The 23,544-nt window shown below is 68.1% G+C and carries 24 protein-coding genes; 14 read left to right on the top strand and 10 right to left on the bottom strand.

The features are described from left to right. Positions 1 to 3: 3 nt before the first annotated feature. The 7 genes from ABL844_RS28590 to ABL844_RS28560 all read right to left on the bottom strand — a co-directional run bounded on the left by ABL844_RS28590 (position 4) and on the right by ABL844_RS28560 (position 6,850). A complete protein-coding gene (locus tag ABL844_RS28590; protein WP_418129752.1) occupies positions 4 to 1,383 on the bottom strand; it encodes an FAD-binding oxidoreductase in 1,380 nt (459 codons plus the stop codon). An 8-nt stretch (positions 1,384 to 1,391) separates the two neighbouring features. After that, positions 1,392 to 2,201, bottom strand: coding sequence for an ABC transporter permease (locus ABL844_RS28585; protein WP_418118081.1), 810 nt, complete (start codon positions 2,199 to 2,201; stop codon positions 1,392 to 1,394). Continuing rightward, a complete protein-coding gene (locus ABL844_RS28580) occupies positions 2,198 to 3,034 on the bottom strand; it encodes an ABC transporter ATP-binding protein (protein ID WP_418129751.1) in 837 nt (278 codons plus the stop codon). The genes ABL844_RS28585 and ABL844_RS28580 overlap by 4 nt, the downstream gene beginning before the upstream one ends. A gap of 20 nt (positions 3,035 to 3,054) precedes the next feature. Next, on the bottom strand, positions 3,055 to 4,038 hold the full coding sequence (locus ABL844_RS28575) for an ABC transporter substrate-binding protein (protein WP_126023793.1): 984 nt from the start codon (positions 4,036 to 4,038) through the stop codon (positions 3,055 to 3,057). Between the two features lie 72 nt (positions 4,039 to 4,110). Then, the gene (locus ABL844_RS28570; RefSeq protein ID WP_126023792.1) at positions 4,111 to 4,977 is read right to left on the bottom strand and encodes a creatininase family protein; all 867 of its coding nucleotides are present in this window, start codon (positions 4,975 to 4,977) and stop codon (positions 4,111 to 4,113) included. Between the two features lie 23 nt (positions 4,978 to 5,000). Further along, positions 5,001 to 6,266 (bottom strand): amidohydrolase family protein, encoded by a 1,266-nt coding sequence (locus tag ABL844_RS28565; RefSeq protein ID WP_418129750.1) that lies wholly within the window; start codon positions 6,264 to 6,266, stop codon positions 5,001 to 5,003. Beyond that, positions 6,263 to 6,850, bottom strand: a complete 588-nt coding sequence (locus ABL844_RS28560) for an NAD(P)H-dependent oxidoreductase (protein WP_126023790.1) — start codon at positions 6,848 to 6,850, stop codon at positions 6,263 to 6,265. Before ABL844_RS28560 ends, ABL844_RS28565 begins: the two co-directional genes overlap by 4 nt. A 314-nt stretch (positions 6,851 to 7,164) precedes the next feature. Between ABL844_RS28560 and ABL844_RS28555 the strand changes: the two genes are divergently transcribed. From ABL844_RS28555 to ABL844_RS28530, 6 genes are all read left to right on the top strand, one after another. Continuing rightward, complete coding sequence (locus ABL844_RS28555; RefSeq protein ID WP_126023789.1) at positions 7,165 to 7,680, top strand: spore coat U domain-containing protein; 516 nt, start codon at positions 7,165 to 7,167, stop codon at positions 7,678 to 7,680. Between the two features lie 20 nt (positions 7,681 to 7,700). Beyond that, positions 7,701 to 8,432, top strand: coding sequence for a molecular chaperone (locus tag ABL844_RS28550; protein ID WP_418129749.1), 732 nt, complete (start codon positions 7,701 to 7,703; stop codon positions 8,430 to 8,432). 40 nt (positions 8,433 to 8,472) lie between these two features. Beyond that, the gene (locus ABL844_RS28545; protein ID WP_418129748.1) at positions 8,473 to 10,794 is read left to right on the top strand and encodes a fimbria/pilus outer membrane usher protein; all 2,322 of its coding nucleotides are present in this window, start codon (positions 8,473 to 8,475) and stop codon (positions 10,792 to 10,794) included. Further along, positions 10,791 to 11,807: a spore coat U domain-containing protein gene (locus ABL844_RS28540; protein ID WP_418122948.1), complete on the top strand. Its 1,017-nt coding sequence runs from the start codon at positions 10,791 to 10,793 to the stop codon at positions 11,805 to 11,807. The genes ABL844_RS28545 and ABL844_RS28540 overlap by 4 nt, the downstream gene beginning before the upstream one ends. 245 nt (positions 11,808 to 12,052) lie before the next feature. After that, the gene (locus ABL844_RS28535; protein WP_418129747.1) at positions 12,053 to 12,448 is read left to right on the top strand and encodes a hypothetical protein; all 396 of its coding nucleotides are present in this window, start codon (positions 12,053 to 12,055) and stop codon (positions 12,446 to 12,448) included. 152 nt (positions 12,449 to 12,600) lie between these two features. Further along, positions 12,601 to 12,915, top strand: a complete 315-nt coding sequence (locus ABL844_RS28530) for a hypothetical protein (protein ID WP_184640932.1) — start codon at positions 12,601 to 12,603, stop codon at positions 12,913 to 12,915. A 22-nt stretch (positions 12,916 to 12,937) separates the two neighbouring features. Here the strand turns inward: ABL844_RS28530 and ABL844_RS28525 are convergent, their stop codons facing one another. Together ABL844_RS28525 and ABL844_RS28520 are read right to left on the bottom strand one after the other, a co-directional pair. Next, complete coding sequence (locus ABL844_RS28525) at positions 12,938 to 14,062, bottom strand: hypothetical protein (protein WP_418129746.1); 1,125 nt, start codon at positions 14,060 to 14,062, stop codon at positions 12,938 to 12,940. 194 nt (positions 14,063 to 14,256) lie between these two features. Continuing rightward, positions 14,257 to 14,934, bottom strand: a complete 678-nt coding sequence (locus tag ABL844_RS28520) for a TetR/AcrR family transcriptional regulator (RefSeq protein WP_184640930.1) — start codon at positions 14,932 to 14,934, stop codon at positions 14,257 to 14,259. Positions 14,935 to 15,097: 163 nt separating this feature from the next. On the opposite strand from ABL844_RS28520, the gene ABL844_RS28515 reads away from it, so the two are divergent. Further along, on the top strand, positions 15,098 to 16,168 hold the full coding sequence (locus tag ABL844_RS28515) for an asparaginase (RefSeq protein WP_418129745.1): 1,071 nt from the start codon (positions 15,098 to 15,100) through the stop codon (positions 16,166 to 16,168). A 75-nt stretch (positions 16,169 to 16,243) separates the two neighbouring features. On the opposite strand, the gene ABL844_RS28510 is transcribed toward ABL844_RS28515, so the two are convergent. Then, complete coding sequence (locus tag ABL844_RS28510; RefSeq protein ID WP_184640928.1) at positions 16,244 to 17,062, bottom strand: phosphatase PAP2 family protein; 819 nt, start codon at positions 17,060 to 17,062, stop codon at positions 16,244 to 16,246. Positions 17,063 to 17,212: 150 nt separating this feature from the next. Between ABL844_RS28510 and glyQ the strand changes: the two genes are divergently transcribed. Genes glyQ through ABL844_RS28475 form a run of 7 tightly spaced genes read left to right on the top strand, consistent with a single transcriptional unit; the run spans position 17,213 to position 23,535 of the window. Further along, on the top strand, positions 17,213 to 18,121 hold the full coding sequence (glyQ, locus tag ABL844_RS28505; protein WP_418129744.1) for a glycine--tRNA ligase subunit alpha: 909 nt from the start codon (positions 17,213 to 17,215) through the stop codon (positions 18,119 to 18,121). 3 nt (positions 18,122 to 18,124) lie between these two features. Then, positions 18,125 to 20,290, top strand: a complete 2,166-nt coding sequence (gene glyS / locus ABL844_RS28500) for a glycine--tRNA ligase subunit beta (RefSeq protein WP_375792103.1) — start codon at positions 18,125 to 18,127, stop codon at positions 20,288 to 20,290. A 24-nt stretch (positions 20,291 to 20,314) separates the two neighbouring features. Beyond that, positions 20,315 to 20,644, top strand: coding sequence for a hypothetical protein (locus ABL844_RS28495; RefSeq protein WP_418129743.1), 330 nt, complete (start codon positions 20,315 to 20,317; stop codon positions 20,642 to 20,644). Next, complete coding sequence (locus ABL844_RS28490) at positions 20,634 to 21,167, top strand: DUF6036 family nucleotidyltransferase (protein WP_126023777.1); 534 nt, start codon at positions 20,634 to 20,636, stop codon at positions 21,165 to 21,167. The genes ABL844_RS28495 and ABL844_RS28490 overlap by 11 nt, the downstream gene beginning before the upstream one ends. Further along, entirely contained in the window at positions 21,164 to 21,742 is a 579-nt protein-coding gene (gene gmhB / locus ABL844_RS28485) for a D-glycero-beta-D-manno-heptose 1,7-bisphosphate 7-phosphatase (protein WP_126023776.1), read from the top strand. Before ABL844_RS28490 ends, gmhB begins: the two co-directional genes overlap by 4 nt. Beyond that, positions 21,742 to 22,515 (top strand): lysophospholipid acyltransferase family protein, encoded by a 774-nt coding sequence (locus ABL844_RS28480; RefSeq protein WP_418129742.1) that lies wholly within the window; start codon positions 21,742 to 21,744, stop codon positions 22,513 to 22,515. The genes gmhB and ABL844_RS28480 overlap by 1 nt, the downstream gene beginning before the upstream one ends. 45 nt (positions 22,516 to 22,560) lie before the next feature. Continuing rightward, positions 22,561 to 23,535, top strand: coding sequence for a M48 family metallopeptidase (locus tag ABL844_RS28475; protein WP_260319385.1), 975 nt, complete (start codon positions 22,561 to 22,563; stop codon positions 23,533 to 23,535). The last annotated feature ends 9 nt before the right edge of the window (positions 23,536 to 23,544 follow it).

The raw sequence follows: 23,544 nt of genomic DNA, 5'->3' as shown, positions 1-23,544 counted from the left end.
CGGTCAGGCTGCCGGAGCCGCCTTCACCGGCCAGTCGCGCAGCTTGCCCGGGTTCAGCAGGCCCAGCGGGTCGAAACGCTTCTTCACCTCGATGACCTCCGGCGGCAGCGGCCCGCCGGCCTTGCCGTCTTCGACGATGTTCACGTGCGGGTTGTTGATGTGCACGTTGTGCTCGCGGTGGATGCGCATGATCTCCTGCAGGCGCTCCTCGGTGCTGAAGCGCACCAGCTGCAGCCCGCTGCAGGTCATGAGGCCGGCCACGTTGCGCAGGAACTCGATGTGCATCATCACCTCGCCGGTTTCGCCGCCCAGCAGCTTCTCCATCTCGATGACCTGCTCGACGTGCCGGCCCGGAACGAAGCCGCTCTGCAGGTAGGTGAGGCTCGGATCGATCTTCAGCGCATGCAGCGTCGTGTGGTTCCAGGTGAATTCCATCAGCGTGCGATTGCTCTTCTGCACCTCGGCCGCCGTCTTGCGGTAGCCGACGGTGCCGCCGTGGGCCTCCGCCAGCTGCAGCATCGCGGGCTCGCACGACTCGGCCACCAGCGACAGCACCGTGTGGCAGCCCTTGGGCAGGTGCGCGGCGAGTTGCGACAGATGGTCGGAGATCGGCGCCGCGAAGAAAGTGACACCGCGCTTCACGATGCCCGGCGCATGCGCAAGCTTGTCGGCGAAGTTCAGCGCGCTTTCGAAGTCGGTGAAGGTCACCAGTGTTTCCAGCCACGGATGCGCGGGTGCCAGCGCGATCTCCAGCTCCAGCACCAGTCCATTGGTGCCCCACAGGTGGTGCATGCGCATCGCGTCGGCGCCGCGCAGCTCCACGACCTGCGGCTCGGCCTCGATGGTCATCGCGCGGATGCCGATCACGTTGCCGGGCGCGCCCAGCGGCCCGTAGTTGATGGAGCCCACGCCGCCGAAGCCGCCGCCGAACAGGCCGCCCAGCGTCGCGCTGCGGTAGGTCGATGGAACACAGCGCAGCTCCTGCCCCGTGGGCTTCGTCTGCTTCTCGAGTTCGCCGAGACGGATGCCGGCCTGTGCGCGCGCCACGCCGGGGCGCACCCACAGGCAGCTGTTGTAGTCCGTCATGTCGAGCACCACGCCGCCGGCCAGCGGCGTGGTCTGGCCGTAGTTGCCGGTACCGCTGCCGCGGATGGTGATGGGCACGCAGCGGCGCGCACAGGCACCGACCACCGCGCGGATCTCTTCCTCGGTGCGCGGCCGCACGACCACGTCGGCGCGCTTGTCCTTGAGCTGGCGCACCAGCACGGGGCTGAACCACGAGAAATCGGAGGACAGCCGCGTGACGCGGCTCTCGTCGGTGATCCAGTCGAGGTCGGGGAGTTCGAGCAGCAGTTGCTCGATGGCGGAAACAGGGGCGTTCATGGTCAAGGTCAGTCCTGGGAAAGTTCGCTCGCATGCCACGAGCCCAGCGCCAGCTTGGTGAGCCAGGCCATCAGCACGAAGAGCGCGACACCGGTGAGGGAAATGAGCAGCAGCGCCGCGAACATGCGCGGGATGTTCAGCTGGAAGCCCGCCTGCAGGATCTGGTAGGCCAGCCCCGCGCCCGAGCCGCCGGTGCCCGCGACGAACTCGGCCACCACTGCGCCGATCAGGGCGAGACCGCTGGAGATGCGCAGGCCGCCGAAGAAGTAGGGCAGCGCGCTCGGAATGCGCAGCCGCACCAGCTGCTGCCAGCGCGTCGCGCGGTTGAGCTTGAAGTAGCTCTGCAGATCGGGGTCGATGCTGCGCAGGCCCAGCGTGGTGTTGCTGATGATCGGGAACAGCGCCACCAGTGCCGCGCACACCGTCATAGCCGCCACCGGGTTCTTCACCCAGATGATGATGAGCGGGGCCACCGCCACGATGGGCGTGACCTGCAGCAGCACCGCGTACGGGAAGAGCGCGGTCTCGATGCGCTTGCTCTGTACGAACAGGAAGGAGATCAGCACGCCCGCGACCGTGGCCAGCAGGAACGACAGCACCGTGATCTTCAGCGTGACCAGCAGCGCGTTGCCCAGCGGCGCCCAGTCGGTCACCAGCGTCTGCATCATCAGGTAGGGCGAGGGCACCAGGTACGGCGGCAACTCCATCGCCACCACCAGCCATTGCCAGAGGGCGACCAGCACCACGCCGATCAGCACCGGGTAGAGCACGCGCTGCACGCGCGGCTGAGCCAGCAGGGGAAGGGTCTTGGCAGTCATCGCGCGGCCTCCTCGTCGGTGCTGCTGGCGCGCAGCAGGCTGTCCTGCAGCTGCTTGGCGTAGCGCGCGAATTCGGGCGTGACCATGAAGTCGGCCCTGCGTGGATACGGTTCGTCGATGCGGAACTCCTCCACCACGCGGCCGGGCCGCGCGGCCATCATCACCACGCGGCTCGACAGGAACACCGCCTCGTGGATCGAGTGCGTCACGAAGATCACCGTGAGCTTCTTCTTGCGCCACAGCTCCAGCAGGTCGGCGTCGAGCTTGTGGCGCGTGATCTCGTCGAGCGCGCCGAAGGGCTCGTCCATCAGCAGCAGGTCGGGCTGCGTGACGAGGCCGCGCGCGATCGACACGCGCATCTGCATGCCGCCCGAGAGCGCACGCGGCAGCGTGTCGGCGAACTTCTCCAGACCCACGAGCGCGAGCGATTCCATCACCCGCGCATCGGCCTCCTTGCGCGGCACGCCGGCCAGGTCCAGCGGCAGGCGGACGTTGGTCCGCACGCTGGCCCACGGCATCAGCGTGGGCGACTGGAACACGAAGGACATCTTGCGCGGGCAGTCGTGCAGCTGCGCCGCCGGCCGGCGCCACACCAGCAGGCGCCCGTCGCTGGGCTCCAGCATGCCCGCCACCATCTTCAGCAGCGTGCTCTTGCCGCAGCCCGAGGGGCCGAGCAGGGTGACGAACTCGCCTTCGGCGATGGACAGGTCCACCGGCAGCAGCGCCTGCGTGCCGTTGGGATAGGTCTTCTCGGCCGAGAGCACTTCCACCGCGGGTACGGCGGGTGAGTGCTCCGGGGGCGGTGCCAACGTGTGGGGGTCGATTCGGTTCATGCGCAGCGCGTCGTTAAGGTTCAGGGGATGACCTTGGCGTCCTTCACGAACTCGGTCGTGTAAGTCTTCGCCAGCTCCACCTTCGACGGATCGAGCAGCTTCGCGCTCACCAGGAAGTCGTAGCTCGCCTTGGCGCGCGCATCCGTCATCACGCCGATGCCCAGCCTGGCCGCGTCGCCGCCGGTGACCATGCCCATCTCCTTGAGCTTGGCCACGCTGTAGGCCAGCTGGTCGTCGGTCATGTTGGGGTTGTCCTTCTTGATGAGCGCGTTGGCGGGCGCCGGGTCGGCGAGGTAGCTCTTCCAGCCCTCCGCCGAGGCCTTCACGAAGGCGGCGACCTGCTTGCTGCGGTCCTTCACCGTCTTCTCCATGCACGACACGGTGGTCGCGTAGGCCGGGAAGCCGTGGTCGCTGAACATCAGCACGGTGCTCTTCACGCCGGCCTTCTGGATGGCGTAGGGCTCCGAGGTCAGGTAGCCCTGCTGCGCCGCGTTCTTGTCGGCCACGAAGGGCTGGATGTTGAAGGTGTAGGGGCGGGTCTGCTCGTCGGTGAGGCCGAACTTGGCCTTCAGCCACGGCCAGTAGCCGCGCTGGGCCTGCGCGCCGATCAGCAGTGTCTTGCCTTTCAGGTCCTCGAACTTCTTCACGTCGTCGTGCGCGATCAGCACCTGCGGGTCCTTCTGGAAGAAGGCCGCCACGTTGACCACCGGCACGCCGCCTTCGCGCACCTGCATCATCTGGATGTCGCTCGAACCCATGATGCAGTCGGCCTGGCCGGCGGCCATCATCTGCGTGATGTTGACCTGCGGGCCGCCCATCTTGATGGTCACGTCCAGGCCGTACTTCTTGTAGATGCCCTGTGCCACGGCCTGGTAGAAGCCGCCGTGCTCGGCCTGCGCGTACCAGTTGGTCATGTAGGTGAACTTGTCCTCGGCCTGCGCGGGTGCGGCGGCGAGGAATGCGATGGCGGCGGCGCCGGCGATGGACAGTGCGAAGGAGCGCATGGGGACCTCTCTGGGGCAGGGGGTTGAGGAAGACGAAGGAAAAGGAAGAAGCGGCCGTTGCAAGAAGCGGGCTCAGGCCGCCGGCTCGAAGCGCTGCTGGATGAAGCCCTGCTGGTGTCCGCGCTCCCAGGTGGCTTCCTCGCGCACCACCCAGCGCAGTGCGTGCAGCTCGGTCAGCGCCTGCACCCAGCTGTCGGAGAGCGTGTCGAGGATGGCCTCGCCCTGCTCGCGCGTGGCGGTGGTCGGGTCGCCGATCACGCCGCTCGGGCCGAAGTCGCGCGAGGTCCATGCACAGGCCGGGCGGCCGTCGGCCGACAGCAGCTTGATCGGGAAGGGCGGCGGAAAGTTGGCGACCGCATGTTCCATGTGCACCGTCTCGGGCGCGAGCGCGAGCATCAGCGCGGTCTCGGAATGGCCGGCGTGCATCGCGAGTTTCTTCTCCTGCTCGCTGACCTGCTTGCTGGCCGCGCTCGGCAGGCGCGACACGCCATGCGGCACCACCACGAAATCGCCGTGGCGCAGGCGCAGTTCGCGCGCCGCCATTTCGAGCACCTGCGGCTGGCCGCCGTGGCCGTTGGCGAACAGCAGCTTGCGAAAGCCCGAGCGGTACACCGATTCGCCGATCTCGATCACCGTCGACAGCAGCGTGGTGCCGGTCAGCGTCATCGTTCCGGGGAAGTGCAGGTGCTCTTCCGACTTGCCATACGTGATGGTCGGCAGCGCGAAGGCGCGCACCTCGGCGGGGAGCTTTTCGAGCGCCTTGCCCATCACGCCCGAGCAGATCACGCTGTCAACCGAGCAGGGCAGGTGCGGACCGTGCTGCTCGATGGCGCCGCAGGGCAGCACGATGACGGTGTTCTCGCGGTCGGGCAGCGCGGCGATTTCGGTCCAGCTCAGGTAGGGCAGGAAGCGGTGGGGCGGGATGTAGCCGTGGAGCATGGGAAGGTGTCCTTGTGTGTTCGTTACCGGGGGAGGAAGGGCGTCGCGTCGCCGTGCGTGACGCGGCCGTCGCGCAGCACCACGCGGCCGGCGGTGCGCGAGGGCCAGCCGTGGCGGTCGGCCTGCGTGAACAGCACCAGGTCGGCGCCCTGGCCCACCAGTGTGGGCCTCGCAGGAGCGGCTTGGCGCCGCAGCCAGTCGCTGCGGCACAGCGCCTGCGACCATTCGTCGAAGGGTTCGTCGAGCTGCGCCACCAGCGCGGCCGTGCCCAGCGCCTCGACCGGGTCGAAGCTGCCGACGCGGCAGAACGGGTCTTGCACGTTATCGCTCGCGAACAGCAGCGGAATGCCGCGCTCGCGCGCTTCCTTCACCAGCGTGATGCCGCGCAGGCGCGGCGTGCGGCCGGTGACGGCATCCTGCAGCAGCAGGTTGGTGGCAGGCAGCGACACCACCGTGATCGGCGCGCGCGCCACGGCGTCGAGCGTGGCGAGCGCCTGCGCCTCGGGCTGGGCCGCGAGCGCGCAGATGTGGCCGCAGACCACGCGGCCTTCGTAGCCGATCTCGCGCAGGATGCGGGCGGTGGTCTGCAGGCCCACTGCCGAAGCGTTGAGCTCCTCGTCCACGTGCAGGTCGATGTCCAGGTCGCAGGCCTGCGCCGACACCAGCAGGTTGCGCAGCGCGTTCTCGCTCCAGTTGGTGGAGTGCACGAAGCCGCCGAGCAGCGCGTGCGGGCCGGTGGCCTTCACCTGCCTGGCGAGGCGCATGGCCTGAGCCGCGTCTTCGAAGAGCGGCAGCTTGATCAGGCTCACCTGCTCCAGCCGCACCCTGTCGGCCCATTCCTGCGCCAGCTCGGCCATCACCGGCCATGCCATCGGCACGGCATCGGGCTCCCACCAGTCGACGTGCGTGCGCAGGTGCGAGGTGCCGCATTCCCAGGCCCACTGCAGGCCGCGCGAGGCGCGCTCGCGCACGTCGGCCGGCGTCCAGTGCACGCGATCGGCGAGCATCGCGTCGATGGCGCCGAGCAGGCCGGGCTGCACCTGCTTCATGCGCGGCAGCGTGAAGGCCTTGTCCAGGTGCGTGTGGACGTCGATGAAGCAGGGAAGCACCAGTGCGCCGCCGAGGTTCCAGGCGGAGGGCGTGGCGGCGACAGCGGGGTCGACAGATCGCACGCGGCCGGCCTCGATCGCAACGCGCGCGAGTTCGGGCACGCCATCGCGCTGCGGCCAGTCCGCCGGCAGCAGCCAGCGCGGCAGGCGCACGTTGTCGAGGAGCGATGGCGCGCTCATGCGAAGCGCGCCATGGCTTGCCCCACGCGCGCCATGAAGCGCTTGAGCTGGGGCTCGGTGGCGACATTCATGTGGTAGTGGGCGTGGTAGTCCACCTTCGCGCGCCGGCCGGTCAGCCGCAGCATGTACCGCGTGACGATCTTGCGCGGCGGATCGCCCATGTACATCGCCATCCAGCGCGGCCGCCCGTAGGTGACGACGGCGCTGATGCGCTTGATGTGCGTGAGCATCGGCTTCACGTTGGCCGGGTCGCTGATGTCGAAGGCCACGCCCGGCATGAAGAGCCGGTCGAAGTAGCCCTTGAGCATCGCCGGCAGCCCGAAGCACCAGGTCGGAAAGCAGAACACGATGCCCTCGGCCCACAGCAGCCGCTCCACGTAGGGCGCGAGCGGCAGCTGGTTGGAGGGCACGTCGTGGTAGCCCAGGCGCTCCTCGCGCGACAGCACTGGGTTGAAGCCTTCGGCGTAGAGGTCGCAGTCGTCCACCTCGTGCCCGGCCGCGCGAAGGTTCTTCAAGACCTCCTGGTGCAGGGCGGCGTGGAAGCTGGTTTCGACCGGATGGCAGTAGACGACGAGCACTCGCATGGTGTGTTTGACCGCTTAATCAGAGCAAGTGGTCAGGTTATGCAAGCGACGTGCCAGTGCGGGTGCACCGGCTTGGGGCGGCGTGGCGGCCGCGCTACGGAACTGTCGGAAGGCTGCTGGATGAGTGGCCGAATTTCGTAACAAAAGTCACGCGAGGCCGGGAAACGAGTGCCTGGGCGAGCGAATTTTGCTGTCTCCGTAACAACAGCTCACTCTTTCTTCCAATTGTTAACTAAAATTCACAGTCCCAAATTTGTGAACTTTGGGCCTCATTCTCTCTTCATCAACCGTTCGATACCCGAGAGTCCGTCCTCATGAAAAAACCTTCCCTCATCGTTGCAGCCGTCCTGGCCGCTCTGGCCGCCAGCGCGGCGATCGCCGACACGGCCAGCTCCACGTTCAAGGTCCTCATCACCGTGACCAAGGCCTGCTCGGTCACGGCGGGTGCGGCCTCGAACATCGACTTCGGCTCGGTCACCTCGACCGCCACCGCCCTGTCGGCCAGCAGCAACATCAGCGTGACCTGCTCCAAGTCGACGCCCTACAACATCGGCCTGCAGCCTTCGAGCACCGCTGCCACCGACACCACCGGCGCCGGCTTCATGAGTCCCATCGTGGCTGGCCCGGACACCATTGCCTACCAGCTTCGCTCGGTGAGCGCGACGGGTCCCATCTGGGGCAACACCGCCACGCCCACCTCGGTCGGAAACGGCGTGGCCGGCACCGGCACCGGCACGGCCCAGTCCATCCCCGTGTTCGCAACGGTCGCAAGCGCCAACGTGACGCCTGGTGCCTACGCCGACACCGTGACCGTCCAGGTCAACTACTGATCCATTGCCTGAGGCCGACCGTGCACCGCCTGCTGCGCCACACCCTTGCCCTCGCGTTCGCCCTGCTGGCGCACGCGGCCGCCTCGGCTAGCGGGCTGCAGGTCTCTCCGGTCACGCTGACGCTGCAGGCCACGCAGAGCGCCGATGGCCTATGGCTCAGCAACACCGGCGACGACGTGGTGCACGCCCAGGTGCGGGTCTACCAGTGGTCGCAGGAAGCCGGCAACGAGAAGCTCACGCCCTCGCGCGAGCTCCTCGTGAGCCCGCCGATGGTGCAGCTCGCACCGTCCGAGCGGCAGCTGATCCGCGTCATCCGCACCGGGGTTCCTGCCGGCGCGGTCGAGAATTCGTACCGGGTAGTCATCGACGAACTGCCCGTCGAGATGAAGGAAAAGAAGGGCCTGCAGCTGGTGCTGCGCTACTCGGTGCCCATCTTCATCGCAGCCGCCGGCGCGCAGCCGGCCGCACCCCAGCTCAGCTGGTCGCTGCGCCGCGAAGGCAGCCAGACGGTGCTCGAGGTCGCCAACGGCGGCGGCATGCACGCCCAGCTCGCCGATCTGGATTTCGTCGATACCGCCGGCAAGCGCACTCCGGTGCACGCCGGCCTGATGGGCTACGTCCTGCCGGGCGCGAACATGCGTTGGCCCTTGAAGACCCCCGCGGAGGCCTTCGCCACCGGCGGCGTTCTGGAAACGAAGATCAATGGCAACGCGACGCAGGAAAAGATTCCGCCACTTCCACGCGTCCGCTGAGCGTCTGCTCCCACTGCTGCTTCTGTCGGGCCTGGCGTCATTGGACGCCCAGGCCGAGAAGACTGCAGCCGGACCGGGCCCGTGGCTGGTTGCATCCGCTGCGGAAAGCGACCTCACCGGCCCGACCGGGAGCGACCTCTACCTGGAACTGAGCCTCAACGGCAACCCCCAGGGGCTGGTGCATTTCGGGCTGCGCGATCGCGAGCTCTGGACCAGCGCCTCCACCCTGCGGCAACTGGGCTTCGTCCTGCCGCCGGGCGCGTCCGACCCGGTGAGGCTCAACAGCCTTCCCGGCGTGAAGGTCGCCTACGACGCCGCAAGGCAGAGCGTCGCCATCAACGCGCCCGCCGACGTGCTGCGCCTGCCCACGACGGTGGTGAACACCTCGACGGTCGCCTCCCCCAAGGCCAGCGCCTCGCCCGGCCTGCTGCTGAACTACGACCTCTACGGCACGCAGGGCCGCGGCAACAGCACCAGCCTCAACGCGCTGGCCGAAGTTCGCGCCTTCAGCGGAAGCAGCGTGTTCACCAGCACCATGATGTCGCGCGCCTACCGCTCCGACAACGAAGACTGGAAGCACGACTCCGTGCGGCTGGACACCACCTGGAGCCAGTCCTTCCCCGACGACATGCTGACGCTGCGCGTGGGCGACACCACCACCGCGTCGCTGCCGTGGTCGCGCTCCACCCGCATCGGCGGCATCCAGCTCTCGCGCAACTTCTCGCTGCAGCCCTATCGCACGACGACCCCGCTGCCGGCCTTCCTGGGCTCGGCCACGCTGCCCTCGCAGGTGGAGCTCTACATCAACGGCCTGCGCCAGTACACCGGCCAGGTCCCTGCCGGGCCCTTCCAGCTGAACACGGTGCCCAGCATCAACGGCGCGGGCAATGCCCAGGTGGTTCTCACCGACGCCTTCGGGCGCGCGACGACCCTCGACTTCTCGCTGTACGACACGCAGCGCCTGCTGCAGGAGGGCCTGTCCGACTGGTCCGTCGATCTCGGCATGGTGCGCAGGAACTACGGCCTGCGCTCGAACGACTACGGCAGCGACCCCGCCGCCACCGGCACCTGGCGCTACGGCGTGAGCAACAGCTTCACGCTGGAGGCGCACGGCGAGACCACCAAGGGGCTGGTGAAGGGTGGTGTCGGCGGCGCATGGCTGATCGGGCAGAGCGGCGTGTTCACGGGCGCCGTGGCGCACAGCAGCTATCGCGGCGAGCAGGGCTCGCTGCTCAACCTAGGCTACAGCTGGCGCGACAACCAGTTCAATTTCGCGGTCGAGGGCACGCGCACGCGCGGCGAGTACCGCGACGTCGCCTCGCTCTACGGCAGCGCACCGGCCCGTGGCTCGGGCCGTGCATCCATCGGCTACACGACAAAGGATCTCGGCAGCTTCGGCCTGAGCTACCTCTACCTGCGCTACCCGGCGCAGGAGGCGACGCGCATGGCCAGCGTCTACTGGTTCCGGGCCATCGGAAAGAGCGCCTCGATGAACGTGAGCCTCAACCAGAACCTCGACAACCGCCGCGAGCGCAGCCTCTTCGTCGGCTTCACCTGGGCGCTGGACGGCAACATCACGGCCAGCGCCGGCGTCCAGCGCGACAACGGCAAGACGGTCTACACCGCCGATGCGCAGAGCTCCATGCCGGGCGACGGCGGCATCGGCTGGAGAGCGGGCCTGCGCCAGGGCGGCGGCCAGAACGGCGGTCAGGCCGAGATCGACTACCTCGGCCGCTACGGCCGCGCCATGGCCGGCATCAGCGTGCTCGGCGACAACCGCTTCGCCTACGCGGGCGCCACCGGCTCGATCGCGTTCATGGGCGGCCAGCCCTTCGCGGCGCGGCGCATCGACGACGCCTTCGCGGTGGTTTCCACCGACGGCATCGCGGGTGTGCCCGTGAGGCTGGAAAACCGCGACATCGGCACCACGGACGACAAGGGCATGCTGCTGGTGGCGCCGCTTCGCTCCTACCAGAACAACCAGCTGTCCATCGACCCGATGCAGCTGCCCGCCGACGTGAGAATCGAGCGCGTGAAGACGGTCGCCACGCCGAGCGACCGGGCCGGCACGCTGGTGCGCTTCGGCATCACGCCGGTCAGCGCGGCCGCGCTGCTGCTGGTGGACGAGGCGGGCAAGCCGCTGCCGCTGGGCAGTCGCGTGCGAGCCAACGCACAGGGCGGCGAGCCGGCGCTGGTGGGCTTCGACGGCGCCGTGTATCTCGAGTCGCTGCAGGCCCGCAACACGCTCGACGTGCAGACGCCCAACGGCGTCTGCCGGACCAGCTTCGACTATCGCAAGGAAGGCGCGGCAGTCCCGCAGATCGGGCCGCTGCGCTGCACCAGGGAGGCCAAGACGCCATGAGTCTTCTGATCCGCACGCTGCGGGCCCTGCGCCTGCCCATGTTCTGCGCGCTGCTGTGGCTGCTGTCGGCGGGCAGCGCCCAGGCGTCGATCAATTGCACGGCATCGATGACGGCCGTGGCTTTCGGCGCGGTCGACCTGGTTGCCGGCACGGCCACGCCCGCCAACGCCACGCTGAGCTACACCTGCACCAAGAGCGGCAACAACAACACCACCGAGTACGCCAGGGTCTGCTTCAACATCGGCGACGGCAACGAGGGCCTCACGAACTTCAATCCGCGCGTCATGAAGAACACCGCGGGCGACAGCCTGAAGTTCCAGCTCTACCAGGGGACGAGCAGCACGATCTGGGGCTCGAACGGCAACGCCGCGGTGCCGAACCCGTTCACCATCAACATCGCCATTCCCGCCCGGTCCACCACCACCTCGGGCACCGCCACGATGCGCGGTGAGTTGCTCGCGGGCCAGAGCACTGTGCCCCCGGGCTCCTATCAGGACAACTTCGCCGGCATCCACACCTCGATCACGCTGACGTCGAGCACGAACGCGCCCCCGACCACGTGCGGCACGACGCTGGCGGACCAGTTCGCCTTCATCGTCAGCGCCACCATCTCCAAGAGCTGCGTCGTCACGGCCGATCCGCTGAACTTCGGCTCCGTCGCGGGCCTGCCGGGCGGGGCCAACATCGACAAGCTCGGCAACATCTACGTGACCTGCACGACGCCCACCTCCTACACGGTCGGGCTGACGCCGTCGAACAACGTGGCCAATGGTGCGGGGGCGATGACGCCGACCGGGGGCGTGCCTGGCAACACGGACACGGTGCCGTACCAGCTCTACCGCAACGCCGGGCGCACGAATGCCTGGGGCAACATCGCGGGAACCAACACCATGGGGGGTACGGGCAGCGGCCAGGTCCAGACGCTGCCCCTGTATGGCCGCGTTCTCGGCGCAAGCACCAACGTGCGGCCGGACAGCTACCTCGACGTCGTGACGGTCACCGTGACCTACTGAATCCGGGTCCGGGCCGAGCCCGGGCGAGCGAAACGGGAAGCCCGCTGGCAAATTGCGGGAATGTGTGAAGAATGGGGCCTCACGGCCTTCATTTTTCCGCGACTCTGCCGATAAGCCTGACTGGGCATCGATCCGATGCCTCCCAGGTTGCGACGATAGGAGTTCCCATGCCCGGAAACAGGCGAACTGCGAGGGCGGCTGCGCTGCGGTCGCCGCGAACGGCACCACCACTGGCGGCCGCAGGCATGCTGCTGCTCGTGTTGCCCCTGCCGCTGCAATTGAGTTCCGCCGAGCCGGCGCGCGAAGCGAACAGGGCGGCCGGCCGCTTCAACCTGACGATCAACGTGCTCCCGACCTTCGAGGTGCTGGAGATCAGGCCCGTGAACGGCGGGCACGAGTACCGCGTGCGGACCAACATGGCGTCGGTGGTCATCAAGGGGCGGGAGTACCGGTTCGACAAGGTCGGAGAAGCGACCTTCATGGTGCCTGGCACCGATGCCGACGGCCGTGCAAGCCTGGGCACCGCCCTGCACGGCACCGTCAGCGCGATGGCCGCGACCGCGGGCGGCGCTTCGCCGCAGTCCGCGAGTGCTGCAGCCGGCGACGGCAGCAATGCCACGCGGGTGACGGTGACCTACTGACCGGCCGGGCCCGCCGGCCAGTTGCCGGCCAGTCGCCGGTTTCTCCGGCGGGCCCTGCATTTCTTTCCATTCCTGCCGATATCCGGATGCCGGGCGCCCCTGCCGCGCCCGCGCCTCGCGTCCTTGCGACGCACGACAACGGATCGGGCCTCATGACGGGAAATCGGTTTCAACCGGCGCGCGCCGCCCTGGCTGCGCTGGTCGCATTCGCGCCGCTGGTGTGCGCGGCGGAGAGCAGCGCCGGCCCGGCCACAGCGACGGCGCGGGTACGGCTCGTGGTGAGCGTGGCGCCTGTGTTCCAGGTGCTGCAGGCCACGCGAACCCCCGAGGGATACGACTATCTGGTCTGGACCAACATGAGGTCGATCACCATCGGCGGGCGCGAGTACAGCTTCGACCGGCCCGGCGAGCACACCGTGCACATACCCGAGGCGCCTGCAGGCGCCTGGGTCGTGCATGGCCTCTAGACGGCGGCCGGTCGTTCGGCGCTCAGTCCTGGTTCCCGATCTCGGTGTTGTCCGGCGACAGGCACAGCGCCCCGGTGCAGTTCAGCGACCGGAAGAAGATCGGCTCGTCCGGGTTGCCGAAGTAGCGCAGGCCGTTGGCCGTCTGCTCGTTCGCCTGGATGATGTTGTTTTCATCGAGACCGAAGTAGATGTTGTTGGCCTTGGGGAACTCGTACTCGAAGGTGCTCGCCTGCGTCAGGTCCTTCATGTAGAGGAAGAAGCTCGAAGTCTTGCCCTCGTCGGTCAGGAAGCGCTCCTTCAGCAGGCGGTAGCCCAGCGCACCCTGTTCGCGGATCTGTTTCGGGACGTCGGGGAAGTCGCCGCCGACCACGCTCAGCGGACTGATCACGGCCTTCATCTCGTAGCGGGCCGGGCTGCTCAGGTCCTTGATGAAGAAATACGCGCTCTCGTGGTTGATGGTGCTGGGTGCGAACCACGGCCTGAAGCCGTTGGCGCCCTGCGCGTTGGCCGCGTTCACCATGTCCACCGTGGTGGTCGGGATCGGGATGGAGTTGTAGTCGTAGGTGGCCGATGAGCCCATGTCCTTGCGGTAGAGCACGCCGAACACGGGGTTGCTGTTCGGCGGCGGCAGGATCTTCAGCTGCGGCATCAGCTGCACGAAGACCTTGCCCTGCGCGCCCTGGTCCTTCATCTGCTGCAGCAGGCGCGGCAGCAGGTCGGGCGTCAGGATGTCGAGCTCGATCGTCTTGTACTCATAGCTGTAGGTGGTGTCGACGTCTTTCACCACCATGAACTTGTCCTGCAGCCGCACGATGTTGCCGCCCAGGGTGCCTTCGACATAGCGATAGCCCGCGGCGCCTTCGCGGTTCAGCAGCGCGATGTAGTCGTCGTAGCGCTTCTCGGCCGGATCGACGTCCGGATCGCGGTCCTGCTCGAAGGTCACCCACTTGTAGTGGGCGTTGACGGGCGTCGGATTGGTGCCGGGGCCAGGCTCTTCAGGTGGCGGCTCCTTTGGCGGCGGCTCCTTCGGCGGAGGGGGTATCTGGCTGAAGAGCCCGGGGTCGAAGCTGCTGCCGCCACCCCCGCCGCCGCCGCAGGCCACCAGTGCTGCCGTCGCGAGCGCGGCAAAGAACAATCTCGCTTTCATGATCCTCTACTCCTGTTTGTCTGTTCGTGATTCGCCGCCGCGAAAGAAGAAAAAGAAGGCTGGGCGGCGAAGCGTGCGAAGGTAGGCGCGCGGGCGTACCGAACACAGTGCACAAAGTCACTGCGTTGCAGGAAGCGGAAGGAAGGCGGGAAGAGGAGTAAGAAGAAAGAATTGGCTACGACCGCAGCCGGCGCTCAGGCCTCGATGCCGCAGCCGTGCAGCACGAAGGCCACCAGCTCGCGCGCGATGGGCTCGCGGTCGAAGGGCGCGTCGGGCGGCAGGCCGAGCATCACGCGCGTCTGGATCGCGTAGTCGGCATAGCTCTGCGTCATGGCCCAGATGTGCATCAGCAGGATGCGTGCGTCGAGCGGGCGCATCTGGCCGCGTGCGATCCAGCCATTGATGACGTCGATCTTCTTCTGCGTCCAGGCCCGTGCGTTGGGCCAGTAGCGGTCGAGGTTGCGCCCGCCGTCGAGAATTTCGCGCGTGAAGATGCGCGACATCTCGGGGCTGTCGATGGCGTGGTCCAGCTTCTTGCGGATGTAGTCGCCCAGCACCGTGGCCGGGTCGCTCGCGTCCTCGAAGGAGAACACCACCTTCCATGCGTGCAGCACCTGCATCAGCAGCTCTTCGTAGAGTTCTTCCTTGCCGGCGATGTAGTAGTGCAGCTGGGGCTTGGTGAGGCCGGCGCGCGCCGCGATGGCCTGGGTCGAGGTGCCCTTGAGGCCATGCAGGCTGAACTCCGTGACCGCCGCGGTGCGGATCGCCGCCATGATGCGTTCGCGCCCGGGCCTTGCGCGCGACAGGGGGCCGTCGGGCGCGGGCATTTCCTGGGCGGTCGAGACGGGAAGGGCGGCGGGATCGGCGTTCATGGTGGCGGGTGGGCGAGCGGCGGTGCGCGCGGTCGATGGTAATACCACCGGTACCCCTGGCATGACCGCATGCCATGCCGGCATGAGCGGGCAGGGCATGCGGGCATGGTTCCTGTATCTTCCTCGCCGCCTCGAAAAATTCCATTCAACACAGGAGTTGTTTATGTACCTCTCTCCCCGTTTCCGTGCCTTCGCGGCCGGCGCCGCGCTGCTGGCCGCCAGCGCGCTCGCGCAGGCGCAACAGGCGCTGCCCAATGTGGTGATCCTCGCCACCGGCGGCACCATCGCCGGGGCCGGCGCCTCGGCCGTCAACAGCGCCACCTACGCGGCCGCCAAGGTCGGCGTCGAGAAGCTGATCGCCGGCTTGCCTGAGCTCTCCAAGGTCGCCAACGTGCGCGGCGAACAGGTGTTCCAGGTCGCGTCGGAAAGCCTCACCAACGACAACCTGATGACGCTGGCCAAGCGCGTGTCGGCGCTGTCGAAGCAATCGGACGTGGACGGCATCGTCATCACCCACGGCACCGACACGCTGGAAGAAACCGCCTATTTCCTCACGCTGACCGTGCACACAAACAAGCCGATCGTGGTGGTCGGCTCGATGCGCCCGGGCACCGCGCTGTCGGCCGACGGCGCTCTCAACCTGTACAACGCCGTGAACGTGGCGGGCAGCAAGGACGCGATGGGCAAGGGCGTGCTCGTGACGATGAACGACAACATCGACACCGGCCGCGACGTGAGCAAGAACGTCAACATCAAGACCAACGCCTTCTCCAGCCAGTGGGGCCCGCTGGGCATGATCGTCGAAGGCCGCAACTACTGGTTCCGCGCCCCGGTCAAGCGCCACACCATGAACTCGGAGTTCGACATCGACAGCATCACCGCGCTGCCGCCGGTTGAAATTGCCATGGGCTACGAGGGCGTGAGCTCGGTGGCCATCGACGCCATCGCCAAGAGCGGCGCCAAGGCGCTGATCCACGGCGGTACCGGCAACGGCTCGGTGGCCGACCGCATCGTTCCGAACCTGCAGAAGGCCCGCGCCGACGGCGTGATCGTGATCCGCAGCGCCCGCGTGCCCGACGGCTTCGTGATCCGCAACGCCGAGCAGCCCGACGACAAGTACGACTGGGTGGTGGCGCACGACCTGCGTCCGCAGAAGGCGCGCATCCTGGCGATGGTCGCCCTGACCAAGACGAACAACACCAAGGAACTGCAGCGCATCTTCTGGGAGTACTGATCTCCCCCGGGGCGCATGGCGCCCCTCTGCAGAACAAGGCCGCAGCGGTGAAAGCCGCAGCGGCCTTTTTTCTTTCTATCGGCGGTCCGTTCCGCGATGGTGCCGCGCGTACTCGATGCTCGCGATGCAGATCGCCAGCCATGCGGCGCCCGAGCACAGCCCCGCGAGCACGTCGCTCGGGAAGTGCGCCCGCACGAAGATGCGGCTGCAGGCCACGGTGACGATCACGGCCGTCGCCGCCATCACCGATGGCACGCGCCAGCGCGCGGGCAGCATGCGCAGCCCCAGGTAGCCCAGCATGCCGTAGAGCACCATCGAGCCCGAGCTGTGGCCGCTCGGAAAGGAGTAGCCCGAGACCTGCGCGAAGCCGAAGTCATGCACCGGCCGGGCGCGCTCGAAGATGTGCTTGAGCATGTGGTTCAGCAGTGCATTGCCGACCGTGGCCGCGACCCAGCCGGCAGCGAAGCCGCGGTGCCCGCGCAGCCACAGCGCGATCGCCACTCCGGTGCACAGCAGCACCACGGTGATCGGGTCGGCAAGGTGGGTGAGCCACGAGAACACCTCGCGCACGCCCGGTGGCGTATTCACGCCCACGGAATGGCTGATCGTCTCGTCCAGCAGGCCCATTGGCCGGCCGTTGCCAAGGCCCTCGGCCACTTCGGCGAATACCCAGGCCAGCGCCAGCACCGCCGCCGCACCGATGGCCAGCCCGCCGAACAGCAGCCCGGCGCCCGGCTCGGGTTGCGCCGCGCGGCGGCGGCGCAGGTGCTCGAAGCCCCATGCGGCGATGCCGGCGACCAGGGTCAGCAGGGCGAGAAGAACCAGGAATCCGGGCCAGGCCTGGGCGCCGAGGCGCTCTCCCAGGGCGATCAGTGCGGCATGGTCAACGGGCATGAGTGGGGCGTTCGGGCGACAGGGCTGGGGGTTCGGCGGGAAGGGCAGGAGCATAGCGGCCCGTTCCTGACTGCCCGCTGCCTCGTAAAATAGCCGGTTCGTTGCGCCGCGGGGTCTTCTCCCGCCGGGCGGCCGCCTTCACGCAGATCCATGCTGACCTTCCAACAAATCATTCTCAAACTGCAGTCGTACTGGGCCGACAAGGGCTGCGCGCTGCTGCAACCGTACGACATGGAAGTGGGCGCGGGCACCTCGCACACCGCCACCTTTCTGCGCGCGCTGGGCCCCGAGCCCTGGAAAGCCGCCTACGTGCAGCCCAGCCGCCGCCCCAAGGACGGCCGCTACGGCGAGAACCCCAACCGCCTGCAGCACTACTACCAGTACCAGGTGGTGCTGAAGCCGGCGCCCTCGAACATCCTCGAGCTCTACCTCGGCAGCCTCGAGGCCCTGGGCTTCGACCTCAAGAAGAACGACATCCGCTTCGTCGAGGACGACTGGGAGAACCCCACGCTCGGCGCCTGGGGCCTGGGCTGGGAAGTCTGGCTCAACGGCATGGAGGTGACGCAGTTCACCTACTTCCAGCAGGTCGGCGGCATCGACTGCAAGCCCATCACCGGCGAGATCACGTACGGCCTGGAGCGCCTGGCCATGTACCTGCAGGGCGTGGACAACGTCTACAACCTCACCTGGACCGACGGCCTGAGCTACGGCGATGTCTACAAGCAGAACGAGGTCGAGCAGTCGACCTACAACTTCGAGCACAGCGACGCCGAGTTCCTGTTCACCGCCTTCAACGCGCACGAGAAGCAGGCCAGGCACCTCATGGAAGCCCAGCTCGCGCTGCCCGCCTACGAGCAGGTGCTGAAGGCCGCGCACAGCTTCAACCTGCTGGACGCGCGCGGCGCGATCAGCGTGACCGAGCGCGCCGCCTACATCGGCCGCATCCGCAACCTCGCGCGCAGCGTGGCGCAGAGCTATTACGACAGCCGCGAGCGCCTGGGCTTCCCGATGGCGCCGCGCGAGTGGGTCGCGCAGATCCCGCCGAAGAAGGTTGCCTGAGCGATGACGACCCCCATGAACAAGAACTCCCTCCTGGTCGAACTGTTTGTCGAAGAGCTGCCGCCGAAGGCACTGAAGAAGCTCGGCGACGCCTTTGCCGGCGTGCTGCGCGACCAGCTCGTGGCGCAGGGCCTTGCCGACGCCGGTGCGGTGCTGACGCCGTACGCTTCGCCGCGCCGCCTGGCCGCGCACATCACGCACGTGGCCGAACGCGCCGCTGACAAGGCCGTGTCGCAGAAGCTCATGCCCGTGGCCGTGGGCCTCGACGCTTCGGGCCAGCCTACGCCCGCTCTGCTGAAGCGCCTGGGCGCGTTGGGCGCCGACGCCTCCGCCGTGCCCGGCCTCAAGCGCGCGATGGACGGCAAGGCCGAGGCCCTGTTCTACGAAAGCACCGCCAAGGGTGCAACGCTGGCCGAGGGCCTGCAGAAGGCGCTGGCCGAAGCCATCGCCAAGCTGCCGATTCCCAAGGTCATGAGCTACCAGCTCGAAAGCGGCTGCGAGCTGCCGGGCTGGAGCAGCGTGAGCTTCGTGCGACCCGCGCACGGCCTCGTGGCGCTGTACGGCGATGCCGTGGTTCCGGTGGAGGCGCTGGGCCTGAAGGCGGGCCGCGAAACGCACGGCCACCGCTTCGAGGCGGCGGTCGATCCGGTGGTGCTGCGCGATGCCAACAGCTATGCGTTGCAGCTGCAGGAGGAAGGCGCCGTCATCGCGAGCTTCGAGACGCGCCGCGCCGAGATCGCGCGCCAGCTCGCGGCGGCCGCGGTGAAGGCCGGCGGCGGCTCGGTGCCCATCGAGGACGACGCCCTGCTCGACGAAGTGACCGCGCTGGTCGAGCGCCCGAACGTTCTGGTCTGCAGCTTCGAGCGCGAGTTCCTCGAAGTGCCGCAGGAGTGCCTCATCCTCACGATGAAGGCCAACCAGAAGTACTTTCCGCTGCTCGACGCCTCGGGCAAGCTCACCAACAAGTTCCTCGTTGTCAGCAACATCAGCCCCGACGACGCGAGCGCGGTCATCGGCGGCAACGAGCGCGTGGTGCGCCCGCGCCTGGCCGACGCCAAGTTCTTCTTCGACCAGGACCGCAAGAAGTCGCTGGCCTCGCGCGTCGAATCGCTGGGCAAGGTGGTCTATCACAACAAGCTGGGCACGCAGGGCGAGCGCGTGGAGCGCGTGATGCGCATCGCGCGCGGCATTGCCGAGAAGCTCGGCGACGCGGCCCTCGCCGCGCATGCCACGCAGGCCGCCCAGCTCGCCAAGGCCGACCTGGTGACCGACATGGTCGGCGAGTTCCCCGAGCTGCAGGGCATCATGGGCCGCTACTACGCGCTGCACGACGGCCTCGACGCGTCGGTGGCCGACGCCATCGAGGACCACTACAAGCCGCGCTTCGCCGGCGACGAGCTGCCGCGCAACACCGTGGGCCTCGTGGTGGCGCTGGCCGACAAGCTCGAGACGCTGGTCGGCATGTTCGGCATCGGCAACCTGCCCACGGGCGACCGCGACCCGTTCGCGCTGCGCCGCCACGCGCTGGGCGTGATCCGCATGCTGGTCGAGAAAGACCTGCCGCTGGAGCTGACCAGGCTGGTGAGCGACGCGCGCACGGCGCTGGACGACGCCATCGGCAAGACCGGCGAGTTCCCGCTGCACAAGGCGGCGGAGGACGTTGGCCAGGTCGTCGACTTCATCTACGACCGCCTTGCGGGTTCCCTGCGCGAGCAGGGCGCCAGCGCGCAGGAGGTCGAGGCCGTGCTGGCACCGCGCCCGCAGCGCCTGGGCGAGGTGCCCAAGCTGCTGGCCGCCGTGCGCGCCTTCGCTGCCCTGCCGGCCGCCGCAGCGCTCGCGGCAGCGAACAAGCGTATCGGCAACATCCTCAAGAAGGCTCCCGAGGCCGACGCGCACGTCAGCGAGCTGCTGCTGCAGGAGCCCGCCGAGAAGGCGCTGCACGCGGCCATGGCGCAGGTCGTGCCCGCCGCCAACGCGCAGTTCGACGCCGGCGACTACACCGCCTCGCTGCAGACGCTGGCCGCGCTGCGCGAGCCGGTCGATGCCTTCTTCGACGGCGTGATGGTCAACGCCGAGCAGGCCGACCTGCGGCTGAACCGGCTGGGCCTGCTGATGTCGCTGCACGCCGCGATGAACCGGGTGGCGCAGCTCGAGCGGCTGGCGGTCTGATTTTCGGCGCTCGATAATTCGGCCATGAACCGCCAGCAACAGATCGACGACTTCCTGCTTCAGGCGCATCGCCTTGCAGTGTCCCGGCTGCGGGCGGAGCCTGCGCGCATCGCGGATGTTTCCGCGACGCTCGAGCGGTGGCAGGCGCGGGCCGGTGCCACGCGGTCCGATCCTTACTGGAACGAGTGGCGCGCCATGCTCGCTGCCGGCGTCGATGCGATCGAGGAGGCCACTTGCGGTACCGACGATCACGCGGTGGCGCTGCGCAATGTTTCTCCTGTTGGCGTCCTCATGACGCAGCGCGAGCGCGGCGAACTCCTGCGCGCGGCGCGGCAGGGCACACATGCAGCGTAGCGAAGCCGAGCATGTGCTGCGCGCGGCCGCAGCCATTGCGCAGGAGCAGTCGTTCGTCGTGATCGGCAGCCAGGCGTTGCTCTTCCTGCTGGAGGATGCACCGCCGAGCCTGCTGGTGTCGCGGGAGCTCGATCTCTATCCCGCCCTGCACCCCGAGAAGTCCGATCTGATCGACGGTGCCATCGGCGCACTGTCCAGCTTCGACGACACCTTCGGATACCACGCCGATGGCGTCGGCCCCGAGACGGCAGTGATGCCCGGCGACTGGATGCAGCGTGCCAGTCTTCACTACTTGGGTGACCTGACGGTGGTCTGTCCCGATCTGCACGACCTGGCGCTGTCGAAGTGCGTGGCGGCTCGCGAGAAGGATGCCGACTTCGTGCGCGAGTTGCTCAGGCTCGACTTGGTGAACACCGCCGTCCTGCACGAACGTGCTGCCTTGCTGGACGGGGCGAAATATCCTGTGGCGCAGATCGACGACTGGATCGGGCGGCGCAGCATCGAAGCGGGGAAAAGCTCATGAAACTCGTCATCCTCGACCGCAACGGCACGCTCAACGTGCACCGCGAAGACTTCGTGAAGAGCGACATCGAGTGGACGCCGCTGCCCGGTGCGCTGGAAGCGGTGGCGCGGCTCAACCATGCGGGGTGGCACGTGGTGATCGCGTCGAACCAGTCGGGCCTGGGGCGCGGCCTGTTCGACATGGCCTCGCTCAACGCGATGCACGCCAAGATGCACAAGATGCTCGCGGCCGTGGGCGGCAAGGTCGACGCGGTGTTCTACTGCCCGCACAGCCCCGACGAGAACTGCGACTGCCGCAAGCCGAAGCCGGGCCTGTTCCTGCAGATCGGCGACCGCTACGGCATAGATCTCAAGGGCATCCCGACCTGCGGCGACAGCCTGCGCGACCTGCAGGCCGGCGCGGCCGCCGGCTGCGAGCCGCACCTGCTGCTCACCGGCATGGGCGCCGCCTGCCGCGGCGTGGATCCGCTTCCTTCCGAATACCCGGCGAACACGATGGTCCACGACGACCTCGCCGCCTTTGTCGATTTTCTGCTCGCGCGCGAAGCGCGGGATGCACTGCAGGTGGCTGTCTGATGGCGTTGTTCCGTTCCGTTCTCCACGCACTGTGGATGCTCGTCACCGTGGTGCCCTGGGGCATCATCATGTGCGTCAGCTCGCTCTGGAAGCGCGGCGTGCCGCTCTACTGGATGGCCGTACGCTGGCTCGGCTGGGCCATCGGCGGCGCGCGCGTGCTGCTGGGCATCAGGACCCGCGTGAGCGGCATGGAGAACCTGCCGACCGACAAGCTCGCCGGCGCGGTCCTGCTGGTGAAGCACCAGTCCACGCTCGAGACCTTCCTGATGCCCACGCTGATGCCGCATCCGCTGGCCTACGTGTTCAAGAAGGAACTTCTCTACATCCCCTTCTTCGGCTGGGCGATGGCGCGGCTGGACATGATCCACATCGACCGCAGCCAGCGCGCGCAGGCCTTCAACAAGGTGGTGAACCAGGGCCGCAAGCTGCTCGCGCAGGGCATCTGGATCATCATGTTCCCCGAGGGCACGCGCATCCCGCGCGGGCAGAAGGGCACCTACAAGAGCGGCGGCACGCGGCTGGCCTGCGAGACCGGCGTGCCGGTGATCCCGATCGCCGTGACCTCGGCCAAGGTCTGGCCGCGCAAGGCCTTCATCAAGCGCCCGGGCGTGGTCGACGTGTCCATCGGCCCGGCCATTCCCAGCGTGGGCCGCAAGCCCGACGAGCTGATGCGCGAGGTCGAGGAATGGATCGAGGCCGAGATGCGCCGCCTCGACCCCGAGGCCTACGTGGACAGCCCGCCCCGGCCCGCGCGGCAGGAAGCGGTGAGCTGACGGGCGCGGGCCGCCGGTAGAACGACAGAAACCAGAAGGCCCGCCATGGGGGGATTGCTCCGGTTCACGATGGACCTGTTCGAGGGGCTGGGGAGCGAGTTCGCGCCCCCGGCGCCCGCGCCGGCACGTCCGCGCCGTCCGAGAAAGCCGAAGCCGGCGGTACCGCCTTCCGTGCTGCCGGACGCGGCCATCCTTCCTCCCGCGCCCGTCGATCCGGATGCGCCGCCCGCGGTGCCGCTGGCCGACACGCTGACGCTCGCGAACTTCGCGCACCCACAGGCCACGCGCGAAGTGGTGCTGGGCTCCGCGCGCGTGGCCTACGAATTCAAGCGCGGCAAGCGCAAGACCATCGGCTTCCTGGTGGGGGCCGAAGGGCTGTCGGTGCGCGCGCCGCGCTGGGTCGCGCTGCGCGATGTGGATGCGGCCATCCACGAGAAGTCGGACTGGATCCTGCGCAAGCTCACGGAGACGCGACAGCGCCTCGCGCGCGTGGAAGCCACGCGCATCGAATGGAAGGACGGCGCAGCCTTCCCGTTCCTGGGCGAGCCGGTCGTGATGCGGCTCGATCCCAAGCACGGCTTCGCGAGCGTCGGTGGCACGCTGGACGCGGCCACCGAGGAAGGCGCGCCGCGCATCCTGCGGCTGGCCGTCTCGCAGAACGCCGAGCCCTCGCAGATCCGCGACGCCGCGCAGGCCTGGCTCATGCGGCAGGCGCGCAAGCTGTTCATCGAGCGGCTGGACCACTTCGCGCCGCTGCTCGGCGTGCAGTGGCAGAAGCTGTCGCTGTCCAACGCGGCAACGCGCTGGGGCAGCGCCAGCGCCGACGGGTCGATCCGGCTCAACTGGCGGCTGATCCACTTCCGGCTGCCGGTGATCGACTACGTCGTGGCGCACGAACTGGCCCACCTGCGGGTGATGGACCACTCGCACCGCTTCTGGGAGACCGTGGAGAGCGTGGTGCCCGACTACGACGTGCTGCGGCAGCAGCTCAAGGACGAAGCGGTTCCACGCTGGAACTGAGGCCGGGGC

Source organism: Variovorax sp. 278MFTsu5.1, from assembly GCF_048305045.1.
In the GTDB taxonomy this organism is placed as follows: Bacteria; Pseudomonadota; Gammaproteobacteria; order Burkholderiales; family Burkholderiaceae_C; genus Variovorax; species Variovorax guangxiensis.
This window is presented reverse-complemented; position numbering and strand designations above follow the sequence as displayed.